We start from the raw sequence: 14,523 nt of genomic DNA on the forward strand, positions 1-14,523 counted from the left end.
ACCAAAAACGTCCACAGAGAAAGTTAAAAAAACTGACGCCGGTTCAGTACCGACGCCAGTTTGCTGCCTAGAGGTTTTTTCTACTGTCTATAAAATGGGGTCTTGACCAAAGAGAATCAGGGTTCTTTTTTTCATGAACATGAAATTTTCTTTTTATAGAACATGAAAATCCCATTATAATGTACCAACGACAAAAAAATCACCTTATTAACGTATATTAGAGCCCTAAATCGACCAAAATGGATATTAAAAACAATAGAGGTGACTAGAGTGTATACAACACCGTTAATTAAATCACGAAGTGGACGTTACGGAAATAATCATTGGATCGTTTATAGCACCAGAATAGAAAGAGAGGTAAATTTATTCAGTGATCTTGAATTTGACCACTGGGTAATGGTTGAAGCTGATCCAACCGTTGAAACTTTCTGTGAGCAGCCTGATAAAGCTGAGATTGAAGGTGAGGAAGGGACATCAATTTTTGATTTGTGGATTAAGAAAAAGGATGGTAAAGAGATCTATTTTGAGATTAAATATGAAAAAGATCTCGGGGATGAACAAGTGGTCAAACAAATCGGGTTGCAAAAACGTTGGTGTGAGTTGCACGGTAAAGAGCATCAGGTGCGTACAGAGAAAGATATACGAAGTAACGAAATCTATTTAGAAAATTTAAAAGATATAATTCCATACTTACAGAATAACAGCACTATAGTTGAAATTGATCGGCATAAAGTGATTTCACAGCTCAAGGGTGGAAAAAAAGCAGTAAAGGAATTATCTCAATTACTAAACCTAAGTTTACCGCGTCTATATGAAGCAATTGCATGTTTGATATGTGCCGGTGAAATTAAAGCGAATATTGATAAAGAATATTTTGGTCTGGAGACGGAGGTGTGGGTCGATGAGGCGTAAAAACTTGGTTGAGAAGTTGGGAGTAAGCCAAGACATGCTCAATTTATCCGAATGGCCAATTGTAGATATAAAAGCATTAGATGAAGTTGCAGCGGAGAAATATCAAAACAGAAAACGGGCTGTTGAATTGTACCTTCAAGATCATGGAACCATCTCTGAGATTTCTGAAGTTACAGGAATTGAAAAAAAAGAGATAACGAGATACGTGGAACGTTGTTTTAGGAGTAATCAATTCGGAGAGACTCTGGGTTTTAGAGCACTCATCCCAGGTCTTCATTTAAAAGACTATGAAAGGAGACATCTTCCTAAAATTAAGGCATTGAATTACTCGGGTGCATTTGAGTTATTACTTGAAAAGTTTACGGATTTGCCGCATTGGATCGCCGAAAAGGCTTTAGCGAAAAAAAAGAACTCAACAAGTTTCACTTACTCCGTAAAGTACTTACACAAACATTTTATTGAAGAGTGTAAGAAACAAAGGATAAATATGGATGAATATCCTCTAAATACCGAAGACCAGGGGAGGAGATCATTAGAGAGATATGTAAAAAAATTGAAGGAACGACATTTTGGAAATGAGCATCTTTATGGTGAAGTTGCTGCAATGATGGCAAGAACTGTGGGTAAAGGTGAGAAGAATTACTTAACGAATTTCAGACCTTTCTCACGAGTTATGTTTGATGGACATAAAATTGATTTAATATTGACCATTCGATATACGGACCCTAATGGAAACCAAGTAAAAAAAGCGTTAAAAAGGATTTGGCTGCTTGTAATTCTAGAAATCCCAACAAATGCAGTATTAGGTCACTTGTTATGCGTTAAGCCAGAATATTCTCAGATGGATGTTCTACAGTGTATTCAAAATGCAACTCATCCTCATACCCCCATGTCATTCACAATAAAAGGGCTCCAGTATCCAGAAGAAGGCTCCTTCCCTTCAATATCTATTCCTGAGACCCAATGGGCAGTATGGAGAGAATTCTGGATGGATAACGCAAGAGCAAATCTTGCTTTAAATGTTAAGGAAAAATTGACCAAAACAATCGGCTGTTTCATTAATGCAGGTCCAATAAAATCACCATTAAGAAGATCAGTTATTGAGAGGTTCTTTCGTATCCTTGAAGTGAATGGATACCACTTGCTTCCTTCTACTACAGGAAGTAATCCAAGTGATCCTAAGCGTAAAAATGCTGAAGAAAAGGCATTGGCTTCAGAAATTAGTATTGAGCATCTAGAGGAATTAACAGAGGCTATGTTAGCCCAATATAATGTTGAACCACATAGTGGTAACTCAGGATTAAGTCCTATTAAGGCAATGAAAGACAAAATTGAAAGAGGATTCCTGCCAAGAGTTCTGCCTGAGCATCGTCGTAAAGAACTGGGTCTTTTAGTCATTAGTCAGACTGTAACTGTACAAGGTAACTTGAAAAAAGGAAAGAGGCCTTACATTAACTTTGAGGGTGCGCAATACAGAAATGAGATTTTATCTCAGCATGCGAGTTTAATAGGAAAGAAGCTAACGATTTATATAAATATTATGGATATACGCTATGTCAGGGCTTTCTTAGAAAATGGAAGCGAACTTGGTCAGTTACGTGTATCCGGTAAGTGGGTTAAAACTCCGCATAGTTTAGAAACAAGGAGATATATTAATAAATTTCTACGAAGTGAAAAGAGGGCGTTCTTCTTGGCTAGTAATGATTATGTCCAAGCTCTCAGAGCACATCTTAGTACCAGTAAAAATAAAGGAGATAAAAATTGGTTAGCCCATATGGATAGGTATCAGCAGAAAATGGAGAATATGGAACAAGATGCAGCTGTTGATGTAGAAGCTGAGGATACTGAAGTTCCTGAAATTAGAAGTTATCAAGAAGAATCAGCGTTCAGTAATACTTCTGTATTTAAGAGAGAAGAGGCTGTCATCGATGAACATGACGATAGTTGGGATGAATTTTTTAAACCGATGTCATTTTAGGAGAGGGTGTTAAATCGTGAGTACGGAGTATAACGATAGGCCAGTCATACCTTCTGGCATGCATAAGCTTGTACAAGATAAGTATTTGGTTCCAACTAACGAAATAAGGAAACTATATACTAAAGTAGCTGAATGGATAGAAGACCGCGCTCCTGGTGGAATTATTTATGGCTTTCAAAGACGAGGAAAGACAGAAGCTATTAAATATGTTCGTGATAAGCTTAAGGAGCAATATAACGATGAGTTACCTATTTTTTTTATACCAGCCAAACACAAGTTCACTGCGAATGAAGAAGTATTCTATGAGTTATTATTACTGTGGACGGGTCATCTGTTTCCGTATGCCGGTAAGAAAAATCATAAGTTTGATAGATTAGCTCAGTTTTTACATGATAAAGGTGAGAGTTCAAGGTTTAAACAAGTAGTTATGTTTATTGATGAAGCACAAGCACTTCTAGAAGCTCACTATAAATGGCTTATTGATGTATATAATTACTTAAACGAACATAATGTCAAATTAATTGTAATACTAGTAGGTCAACCTCAACTTAAGGGAAATAAAAATCTTTATGCCGCAGAAGGAGCTTTGCATATCGTCGGTAGATTTATGTCTAGGGAGCATCAGTTGTTTGGGGCAAAAAGCGTTAATGATATAAGTGTGTGTTTAAAAGGTTACGATAATCTTGAATATCCCGAAGGAAGTGGATGGTCATTTACTAGATATTATTATCCTGAAGCATACGCTGCTGGAGAAAGGCTTGAGAAGTGTGCATCTACTTTATTTGAAGCATTTGCTACCGTTAGGCAAGAAAATGGTTTAGGTGGAAAAATGGAGATAGGGATGCAGGACCTTACGAATACAATAAAGCATGCTCTAGTAAAATATGGGGCAGAGTCGAAAGAGAAAAAATATTGGATTGATCTTGATACCTGGATTGGATGTGTTAGGAGATCCGGCTACATTGATTCTGAAGTTTCTTTTATTGTTAGAAAAAGCTAATGGCAACCGAAATAAAAGGGCAACCGATCTATTATGATTGGTTGCCTTACTTTTTTATTGGAGTATTTCAAGAGCCGACAGGGCATTACGGATTAAACGGCGTATTTTGTCATTAGACAGCTTACTCGATTGCGTTTTTGATTAAATTTCTCCTTCTTGAATTTCGTGTTGAAGCGCAAAACGGGCAACGTTTGTTAACCGTCGAGCAATCTCGAAGGAGGAACAATTAAACCATTGCTCCACCAACGTCCTATAGAACCAACAGTCCCATTTGCAAGAAAAACAGCGTAGGTTTCATCAATGAAAACGACTTGCAATTGCGCACAAATCAGATCAGAAATTCAAATAACGAACTCAGGGTTCGTTAGTGGATGTTCACTTTTGTGAACATCCACTCTTTATTTTATCTACGCCCTGCAATGGCGTCATCTCAGGAGTCGCACTGGAAAGGAAGTAGTAGTAGTAGTAGTAGTAGTAGTCTGAATAATAACCATAATCACGTTGTAGACTGGCAGGGGCATTAAGCTAACGGGCAGTTATCTAGAGCCGAAAGAGATTAATCAAGCAGTCCTGATGCCCACCAAAACTGAGTCATGATCATAAAGCTTCGGCATTATCGCGCCGAGGCTTTTTAACATGTAATCAAGGAGCCAAATGGCATAAAATCAATAGTTGAAACACATATGTGGAGTTTAAAAATGTTGTTGACAGGACACTAAATGGTGTCATATAATCAAATAGACACTAAATGGTGTCCAATTGGAAGCTAGTCATTTGGAAAGTTTGAAGCAAGAATATAGTTCACTTGAATCAACAATTATGAGGAGGAAACCAAATGAGTACGATCATCGATGCGGAAACAACCGCGAAAGCACAAACCCAGCCTCGAGGAAAAGTTATCGCTTATTGGGTTACAACGTCGCTGCTTGCATTCTTTTTGGGGAGCGGAGGAATTGGGGAGCTAAGCCATCAATGGGGGACGCTCGGGACGGTGGAGATATTAGGGTATCCGGTGTACTTTCTGACCATTCTCGGGATTTGGAAAGTGCTTGGGACGATAGCCATCCTCGTGCCGGGTCTTCCGCGGCTTAAAGAATGGGCATACGCCGGCATTTTCTTTGGAATGACGGGCGCAGCTGCATCACATGCAATCGTGGGAGACTACGGGGCTTATGCGTTCCATATTTTTAGCCCACTTAGTTTTGCAATCCTAGCTCTCGCCTCGTGGACGCTGCGTCCGAAGAGCCGCAGGCTTTAAGGAGGTGGTGAAATTAACGCGGTCCCTTCGTACATTCTAGATGTCTAAATAATATTTAGGAGAGGGTGTTGTGAACGAAAACAACCCGTTGCGTGATATGTTTGACGCGATTGCAGATCCAACTAGGCGCCGATTGATTCGTCTGTTAGCAGAGGCAAAGGAGATGCCACTTCATGAATTGACGGCACAGTTTCAAATGGGACGTACAGCGGTATCAAAGCATTTGATAATCCTTAAAGAGGCCGGACTGGTACTTGACCGAAAAGTCGGCAGAGAAACGCTATTTAGGCTGAACGCCGCTCCACTCAGAGAAATTCAAGATTGGGTGGCTTTCTACAGCAAGTTCTGGAGTACGAATATGTTGCGCTTGAACCAACTATTAGAGGAGGAAGAAGAATGAGTTCAACGGTATCCCTGGATTTTCAGTACACGACGTCGGTCGAGAAGGTTTGGTCCGCTTTAACCGATTCTAACAAGCTTGCCAAATGGGTCATGGAAAATGACTTTAAGCCAATCGTAGGACATCGTTTCCAGTTCCGCACTCAACCGACGGAATGGTGGAATGGAGTTATAGACAGCGAAGTGCTAGTCGTGGACGGACCAAACCGGTTGTCCTACACTTGGGTCAGCGGAGGGGAGAAGACGACGGTCACCTGGACGCTGCAGGATTTAGGGGACGGAAAGGTTAATCTTCATCTCGAACAAACCGGTTTCGAAAATGCTCGTGCGTTTGAAGGCGCCAAGCATGGTTGGGCTAAAATGGCTGGCGAGCTTGAAAAGGTGTTGGAACAATAACCGCAATCGAAACAGAGCAATGGCGGGATTCCTGCCATTGCTCTGTTTCCATATGCAATGTAAATATGATCTTTTGCTTTTCTCGGAAACCCGTTTATGTTGGACTTGGAAGTTGTTAGGAGCAGCATAAAATACCTTTTCGAAAATCACCCAATTATTAAACTAACGGGTAACTATAGTTGAATGACGGAGCTGCCAACACGATAGGCAGCTTCGTTACGTTTAGGCAGTTTAATAAGGTTCTAAGAGAGCTCGTATTTCGAAACTATATATTCGGATCCAGCTCATTCTGAGGCGGAACGGACAAGCTGCTGTGAATAGCGATGGCATCTGCACGCACAGGTTTATGTCTTCGTTTCATATAATTAAAGTTGTTCACCAATTAAAATTACATACAGAAGCGCCTTTCAAGTGAGTGAAGGTAGATACTCGACAAATAAGCATGTATAGTAAAAAGGAGTATTACATAGAACTGACACGCTTGGCAGTTCCACAGTCAGGAGAGACGCTGCATTGAACACTGTACAATGGTTGTCCTTACTGCTTTTTCTCGCAGCGGGATTAATGGTATACGTAGCATTCTTGTCTAATCAGAAACGCCATCTACCAGTCGCTAGAACTATGATATTGATCATGATTGGAGCGGCTTTCTACGCGATTGGCTATGCTTTCGAGTTGCTAAGCCGCAACTTAAATGAAGTTAAGCTCTCGCTTCAAATCGAATATGTGGGCATTCCATTCATCACAACGCTTTGGCTTTTTCAGGTCATCCAGTTCTCTGGGACGGCTGCGCGTTACCGAAAGCGCCTTGCTCTGGCACTCTTCATTATCCCCGTAGTGGTGTTTGTTCTCCATTTGACCAACGAGTGGCATCACCTTTTTTATGAGAAATATATCCTTAATGAGCGTTCTACATTTCCGTTATACAAAACAATTAAAGGGCCTTGGTATAAAGCACACACGCTATATAATTACTTCATGATAGTGTGCGGTTTTTTCCTGTTTATTCCGATGTATTGGCGGTCTTCGCGCATCGTTCGCAAACAAATTATCGTACTAACCATGGGAGCCGCAGTGCCCTTCCTTTTCAATATATCTTTATGGTTTGGAATGGCTGTCGATTTGACGCCTTTCGGGTTCGCGGTGTCTGGGATTGTCTATGCGTGGGCAATTCTGCGATTCAATCTGCTCCGATTTACACCACTTGCTCTGACGCAAGTGTTTGACACCATCCGCGATGGTGTTATCCTGCTCGATTACAAGGATCAAATTGTTAGCTACAACAAAGCGGCTGAAGTCGTCATACCAGAACTTACTTTGACGAAGCATTACCCTGCTCATGTCGGGGAGGTTCTCTCTGCGAATCCGGAATTGATTAGTCTTATACTTAGCTCTCATAAAGGGAACGAACGGTTCCAGTTCTACAGATCCCAAGCTGGCGGCAATAAGCATTATCAATGCAGCGTATCGTTCATCTATGATGCAGGCACACCTATCGGAAAAATGATCATGTTTAACGATATTACAGAGTTGAAAGAAAACGAGGCTAGGCTGCGTGAGAGCGCGAACCAACTCTTGGAATTAAATTCCTTTAAGGATAAGATGTTTACTGTTGTGGCACACGACATTCGTGATCCGATCGCGCTCTTGGTCAGTTTAACCGAACTGCTTGGCGAAGAGCTTGCTGCGGATAACAATGAGCATGCCGAATTGTTCGGAGTCCTCCAAGGACAAGTGCAGAACACGTTCCAACTTGTCGAGAAATTGCTCGACTGGTATCGCAGCCAGAAAGGGAATGTCGCATTTCGACCACTAGGCTGGAATTTGCAGCAAGTCGTTCGTCAAGCACTGTTGCTGGCAGAATCGAAGGCAGGAATGAAGAACATTGTGATGAGAGAGCAAATTCACGAAATGCTTTCGGTCAACGCGGATAAAGAGATGCTTGATCTCATTCTGCGAAACTTGCTTTCTAATGCGATTAAGTTTACGGGAATTGGTGGATGGATTGAAGTCGGAGCTACAATGGACAAGGATAGGATTGTTGTGACCATACGGGACAATGGAGCGGGAATGGATGAGGAGACAGCGGACATTCTGCGACGTGACGATACATTTATCAACTTGATCGACCCTCACGAAGGTGCAAGTCATACCAGATTTGGGCTTATGCTCTCTCGCGAATTTATAGCGATACATGGCGGGAAACTGTGGTTTGACAGTGTGCCTGGAGTGGGAACGACGTTCTTTTTTACATTACAAAGCTCAAGCGGCGGAATGGACGTAATCGACCGATGGGAAGGAGGCGAAGACGCATGAAAGTGATTTTGGTAGATGATGACCCGACGATGCATTTGATTTTAAGCAAAATGTTGCATAAGCTGCCAGAGGTTCATGCTGTTGGCGCCTTCACAGATACGAAGTCGGCGACGTTCTACTTACAAGAACATGCAGATATCGGCCTAGCGTTCGTTGATATATCAATGAAAGGTGAGAACGGGATAGAATTCGCTGCAAGGTTAGGAAGTACTGGCTCGCCTGTTCAACTTGTTTTTGTCACGTCTCACAAGGATTTCGCCTTAGAAGCTTATGAACTTTCGGTGATCGACTACCTGGTCAAGCCGGTTTCTCAGGAGAGGCTGCAGCGGACAGTATATCGCGCGCTAACGAATTGGAGGGCTTTTCATTCACCAGCGACCCATAATAAACCACCTACACAGCGTTCAGGGAGGTTCGTTATTACTGCGCTCGGAGATGTTGTTGTGAGCAATGAAGCTGGCCGAGTGAAGTGGATCTCGCGAAAATGCACAGAACTATTTGCTTATCTACTGCTTTACCGGGGCAGACGTATTCCACGTTCTAAGTTGGTTACTGATATTTTTGGTGGTATAGAGCAAGTAGGTGCGGAGAGATATTTGAACACAACCGTCTACCAACTGCGCAAGTCACTAGAAACGATAGGTATGCGCGAGGTCGTACGTTCAGAGAACGATGGGTATGCACTTGAATTGAACGACTCCATGATTGATTATGTAGAGTTTGAAGCGAAAGCGGAGGAACTCCAAACGATCGATGCCAGTCTTGTGGAGATTGCACTAGGCGTTGAACGGCTTTATACGGGTGATCTGTTCGGCGATAAAGCATATGTATGGGCTATTCACGAAACGGAACGTTATAGCCAATTGTACGTCGCATTCGTCAAACGCCTTGCCGCCGCACTTATTACGTTGGGAGATACAATTTCCGCTTCAAAGTTATTGCTGAAGTTAAATGAGCACAATCCGCTGGACGAGTTGGTGGTACGACATTTGATGATGATACGCAAGATGACTTGGGACAAAAAAGGTCTGACCACACTGTATACGGATTATGTTCGGCTGCTTAATCAGGAGCTCGGTATTCGCCCTTCTGTTGAGTTGACCGCTCTATACGACTCGTTAGTAAGTGCGTTTAATGATAAAAAGACAAAAACCGCGAAGCCTTGATGCTGCGCGGTTTTTGCCCTTTTATGGCCGAATCTTTCATTATTCTTTTATTTGGCTGTAGTAAACTTGAATTATGAATCCTGAAGGAGGTGATAAAGATGGAACAGAACAAGCAAACGGATGTGAACAAAGAAACGGTAGAGACAAACAAAGCTGCCGAAATCAAGCTCGACAACTTGCCTAAGAAGTTGTCCGAGGAAGAATCGAAGAACGTGACCGGCGGAGCTAAAGATCCATTTAAGCATCAATCACGTGCTTCATATTAACTAGTGCGCGGGGGATTCCCCCGCGCTTTTATCTAGAAATAGGACGAAAATAAAGGGGTTGCCATGATGTCACTCGATCAGGTTATTGCCCTTCACATAGAAGGAACTAGCTATTCATTAGCGACTGTTCTGCGCTTCGCCATTATGCGTGGCCGTTTCAGTGCGATTGAGGATTACTCTTCACATGTACTTATCGCCGACTACGCGAAAGAGCATCAACTCACGACCGATCAGGAGGAGCTCCAGACGACCGTAAATGACTGGAGAGTAGAGCATGAGTTGTATCAAGCCTCGGAAGTAGAAGACTGGCTGGCGGAACGCTCGCTTTCGACTTCTGATTTGGTTGACTATGCTCGAATGAAGTTATTGATGGATCGCGTTCGCGAACATGTAGCATCCGGCAAGGTTGAGCGCTACTTTGCGGAACATCGTTCTGAGTTCGATGCGGTGGCCCTCTCGCAAATCTTAGTGAACGAACGGGGACTTGCGCGCGAGCTTCGATTCAAGACGATGGAGGGAGCCGAGTTTTTCTTACTTGCACGCGAATATTCGACGGATGAGCAATCAAGGCTTGCGGGAGGGTTTGTCGGTCGCAGGGAAAGAAAGCAGCTACCCGGAGCGGTTGCTGCGCAAGCATTCGGGTCGGTTGCCGGAACGGTTATCGGACCTCTTGAAATCGACAAGCGATTTTACGTGATTAAGGTTGAAGAAGTGTATCCAGCGGAGCTGAACGCCGACATTCGATCGAGGATTGAACAGATCTTGTTCGAGAAGTGGCTTTCTTCCAGACGTAAGCAAGCAAGCGTCCATATTCCGCTTTGGACACAAGATCAGATCATTGGGGATACGGTGAACGATGGAAACGAATAAACAGCTCGCCTATATGGAAAAAATTCCTTTGTTTAGCGTGCTTCGTCCGGATGAAAAACAATGGCTGTCTCAACATGCCGAGATCGTGCATTTTTCCATCGGACTGACGATTCATGAGAAGGTCGACGTGTCGGAGTCTCTTTATTGCGTCATCTCGGGTGAAGTCCGGATGATCGAAGAGCAGTCGAGCGGGAAGGAGATTAGCCTTGGACTATTGAAGGAAGGGGACAGCTTCGGGTGGGAAGACGGGACGGAGCAACCGAGCAATCCCATCACATATAGCTCCGCAGGGAATGTACGCCTGTTGGCTATTCCAGCGGAAAAGCTTCGCGAAGTGTTGCTGCGCAATCCTGGACTGGATCAGTTGCTTTACACTTACATGTCCTCTCGCGCCATCGCGATGTTTTTGAAACGAGCGACGTTGTTGTCATTCGACGATCCCCAAACTGTCCGGACGTTTCTTGAACGAATGACCGTGACCAATGCGGATAAAGGTCAGGCGATCGTGTCCCAAGGAGACGAGGGAGACGCCTTTTACATCATTCACTCCGGGCATTGTGAGGTAATCAAGGAAGAAGACGGCACAGTGATCAACCGTCTCATTCCGGGCGATTTTTTCGGAGAATTGGCGCTGCTAACGGGAGCACGACGTAAAGCTACGGTTGTAGCTAGCGAGGAGGCTCGGTTGTTTCGGTTAAGCAAGGACGATTTCGATCAAATGATCGTGGTGTACCCTGTGCTGCGAACAGCGATCGAGAGCATTTCCGCCAACTATGCGTCAAGCGCGTCTAAGTACGGGGAAGACGATACGTTGGACTGGGAAGCTGATTCAGGCCAATCGGCCCACTTCCAAACGGTTGAAAAAGAGCCTGCAAATCGACGATTTAGGCTACGCAAATATCCGATACTCATGCAACAGAATGAGATGGATTGCGGTCCGACTTGTCTTGCCATGGTGATGGCGTACTACGGTTCGCGAATTCCACTGAGCCGAATCCGGGAGCAGACGGAAATGTCACGCTCCGGAAGCTCGTTATATGGCTTGACCGAGACGGCTGAATCGCTCGGTCTGGCAGCACAAGGCTTTACGACGCAGCTCGACAAGCTTGCCGTTATGAAGCTGCCTGCGATTGCACATTGGAAGGGCGAGCACTTTATCGTCGTGTATGAAGTGACCAAAAGCCAAGTTATCGTTGGCGATCCGGCTTATGGGTTGGAAAAGATGAGCAAAGCGGATTTTGAGGCAGGCTGGAGCGGAGCGATCTTGACGCTCGCACCAACGGAGCGACTCGTTTCTCATGAGCGTATGCGCAGCCCAATATCGCGTTTCTTTGCTTATGTGAGGCCCAACAAAAGAGCCTTAATATCGCTCCTGATCGCATCAATGCTCGTGCAACTGATCGCGCTTTCGCTTCCGATCATCACCCAAGTTATCGTAGATAAGGTACTCGTACAAAAGCAGAACGATCTGCTCCAAGCGCTATTGGTCGGTATGCTCGGACTGTCCGTTTGTTATATCGTTGTTAATTCGTTCCGGAATTTTATTGCAGCTCGAATCGCGCTGAACATCGACATCACGATGCTCGGCGATTTTTACAAGCACTTGCTCAGCTTGCCCTTATCGTTTTTTTTGGCTCGCACGATCGGGGATTTAACAAGTCGGGTGGGCGAGAATCAGAAAATACGCAGAATGCTGACAACCGGAGCGGTGCAACTGCTGCTAGACGTACTGACAATTCTCATCTACGGCACACTAATGCTGGTTTATCATGTCAAGTTATCACTTATCGCGTTTGCCATTATTCCGTGCTATATCGTACTCGTGCTTCTCTTATCGCCGCTCATGCGCAAGAACAGTCGTAAGCAGTTCGAAGCAGAAGCGGAGTCACAGACGACGATGGTCGAAGCGATCAAATTAATCTCGACTGTCAAAGCCCTTGCCGCCGAATCGGCCATAAGGTGGAAGCTGATGGATAAGTTGCAGCTTGCTTTGAAGCAGCGAATGCAGGCCATTCAATTGAACGTAGCCTCCGAAACGATCGCGGACTTTATTAAAACGATCGGCAATGCCTTGGTGCTGTACGGAGGCGCGGTTTTCGTCATGCACGGTCAGCTGACGGTCGGGCAATTCGTTGCTTTTTTGTCGGTCTATTTAACGGTCACACAATCGATTACTCGCATGCTAGAAATGCAGAACGAGATTATGGAAGTGCGCGTATCGATGGAAAGGATCGACGATGTGTTTCAAGCGCATCCAGAAGAGCGCGAGCCGCAAAATATGCGGAGATTGGCTGCGTTGAAGGGGCATATTCAGTTCGACAATGTGACGTTTCGCTATGAAAAGGATGGACCTAATATCTTGCAGCAAATTAGTATCCACATACAGCCCGGACAAACCGTCGCGCTCGTCGGAAGAAGCGGATCGGGGAAATCGACATTCGCGAATTTGCTGACGAAGTTGTTTACACCGACAAGCGGGACGATCCGCCTCGATGGACACGACATCAGGCAAATTCATGCCGCTTCCTTGCGTCGCAAAATCGGAATCGTCCAGCAGGAAAGTCGAGTGTTCCGCACCACGATTCAAGATAATATCGCCATTCGTTTTCCATCTGCGACGCTAGAAGAAGTTGAAGCGGCTGCCAAGTTGGCAGGAGCATACGAATTTATTACCGCTTTGCCGCTCGGTTTCAAGACGATGATCGGAGAGGGCGGATTAAGTTTATCCGGGGGGCAGCTGCAGCGGATTGCGATTGCGAGGGCGTTGCTCGGTGAGCCGGGTATTCTTATTTTCGATGAGGCGACCAGCGCGCTAGATTCGGAGTCGGAAAGGATTATTCAGCAAAATATGGATTCGATGATGAAAGGCCGTACGGCTCTGATCATTGCTCACAGGCTAAGCACTGTGCAAAAAGCGGATCTCATTCTCGTTATGGATCGCGGAAAGATCTTGGAGTCAGGCTCCCACGCCGAGCTAATCGAAGCTCGGGGTCTTTATTATTACTTAGTTAGTCAGCAGTTAAGTTGAAGACCATGAAGAAGAGAATTTCTTAACCTGCGTTGTTCATAACCCTGGATGGAATAATATTTCCCTCAATTCCTTCTCCAATATAATATTCGGAATTGTAAAATCTAAAAGCCTTCAAAAAACGAGGCTTTTTTTGTTTTGGCTGCCGCGAAAAAAGCCGCGAATATATAAAACCGAATATAAAACCCCATAAAACCCACTTCGGGAATTCGGGAATGGGGATCAAGTTCGTTCTTGTTATTTATGACATTTGTCATCCGACAGGTGTCGGGTGACAAGAACTTGATCCCATTCCCGTCAGAATCATTTCAAAAGTGCTTTATTAAGTTTTAACGAGAAACTTTAAGTACAAAAAATAAACTCGCTACTTTCGTGATCTGATTGGCAGCATTCGCTGAACTATTGGGCAGTAGAGCGTGGTGGTCTTTGGCGCTTCGGGCAGGATAGTTCAAATACTTCGGAAAGTATTCCACCAGCCAAATGATTATTTAAGAATTGACTAGCGGTCATTAAACCCTTGACTTCCCACATCAAATCATATATCCTACTTACATCATACGATTTCAATGCAAGACACATTCCCTACGAGGTGTTTTATGAGTGTAGCAGGTTTTCAACAGGCATAACTTAAGAAGATAACATTCTATTCTATAGGTGAAGCGGGATACCGTTTCTTAAAATCCTATATGATAGTTTTATTTAAGTTACCTATGAAGAACCCTGCGAATACATCATGAACCATGACTCGAACAGAGGAAGTACACTGCGGCTTTGGACACAAATCCCTTGTCAGCTGATGGCTTTTATCTATATGTAACGTCATGTAAATTGAGTGTAATGAGCTGTGGGTTTCCCGCAGCTTTTTTTGCGCTTATTTGGGCATAAACGTTGAAATCTTATGGTGCAGGGATCTTCATCATGATCACCCAATCGT

General features: G+C 44.0%; 11 protein-coding genes. All 11 read left to right on the top strand.

Features of this window, described 5'->3' with window-relative positions:
• Positions 1-270 precede the first annotated feature (270 nt).
• The 11 genes from AC58U0_RS35130 to AC58U0_RS35180 all read left to right on the top strand — a co-directional run bounded on the left by AC58U0_RS35130 (position 271) and on the right by AC58U0_RS35180 (position 13,589).
• A complete protein-coding gene (locus AC58U0_RS35130) occupies positions 271-912 on the top strand; it encodes a TnsA endonuclease N-terminal domain-containing protein (protein WP_497383344.1) in 642 nt (213 codons plus the stop codon).
• The gene (locus AC58U0_RS35135; protein WP_497383345.1) at positions 902-2,890 is read left to right on the top strand and encodes a hypothetical protein; all 1,989 of its coding nucleotides are present in this window, start codon (positions 902-904) and stop codon (positions 2,888-2,890) included. Before AC58U0_RS35130 ends, AC58U0_RS35135 begins: the two co-directional genes overlap by 11 nt.
• A 16-nt stretch (positions 2,891-2,906) precedes the next feature.
• Positions 2,907-3,890 carry an ATP-binding protein gene (locus AC58U0_RS35140; protein ID WP_497383346.1) on the top strand — a complete coding sequence of 328 codons (984 nt, stop codon included), beginning with the start codon at positions 2,907-2,909 and terminating at the stop codon, positions 3,888-3,890.
• Positions 3,891-4,725: 835 nt separating this feature from the next.
• Positions 4,726-5,148, top strand: a complete 423-nt coding sequence (locus tag AC58U0_RS35145; RefSeq protein WP_497383347.1) for a DoxX family protein — start codon at positions 4,726-4,728, stop codon at positions 5,146-5,148.
• 70 nt (positions 5,149-5,218) lie between these two features.
• Positions 5,219-5,548 carry an ArsR/SmtB family transcription factor gene (locus AC58U0_RS35150; RefSeq protein ID WP_497383348.1) on the top strand — a complete coding sequence of 110 codons (330 nt, stop codon included), beginning with the start codon at positions 5,219-5,221 and terminating at the stop codon, positions 5,546-5,548.
• Positions 5,545-5,943, top strand: a complete 399-nt coding sequence (locus AC58U0_RS35155; RefSeq protein ID WP_497383349.1) for an SRPBCC family protein — start codon at positions 5,545-5,547, stop codon at positions 5,941-5,943. Before AC58U0_RS35150 ends, AC58U0_RS35155 begins: the two co-directional genes overlap by 4 nt.
• Before the next feature lie 513 nt (positions 5,944-6,456).
• Positions 6,457-8,259: a sensor histidine kinase gene (locus tag AC58U0_RS35160; protein WP_497383350.1), complete on the top strand. Its 1,803-nt coding sequence runs from the start codon at positions 6,457-6,459 to the stop codon at positions 8,257-8,259.
• Positions 8,256-9,425, top strand: a complete 1,170-nt coding sequence (locus tag AC58U0_RS35165; RefSeq protein ID WP_497383351.1) for a response regulator — start codon at positions 8,256-8,258, stop codon at positions 9,423-9,425. Before AC58U0_RS35160 ends, AC58U0_RS35165 begins: the two co-directional genes overlap by 4 nt.
• Before the next feature lie 98 nt (positions 9,426-9,523).
• Positions 9,524-9,691 (top strand): hypothetical protein, encoded by a 168-nt coding sequence (locus AC58U0_RS35170; protein WP_497383352.1) that lies wholly within the window; start codon positions 9,524-9,526, stop codon positions 9,689-9,691.
• 66 nt (positions 9,692-9,757) lie between these two features.
• Positions 9,758-10,561, top strand: coding sequence for a peptidylprolyl isomerase (locus AC58U0_RS35175; RefSeq protein ID WP_497383353.1), 804 nt, complete (start codon positions 9,758-9,760; stop codon positions 10,559-10,561).
• Entirely contained in the window at positions 10,548-13,589 is a 3,042-nt protein-coding gene (locus tag AC58U0_RS35180) for a peptidase domain-containing ABC transporter (protein ID WP_497383354.1), read from the top strand. The genes AC58U0_RS35175 and AC58U0_RS35180 overlap by 14 nt, the downstream gene beginning before the upstream one ends.
• The last annotated feature ends 934 nt before the right edge of the window (positions 13,590-14,523 follow it).

It is taken from the genome of Paenibacillus sp. J31P190, assembly GCF_059692075.1.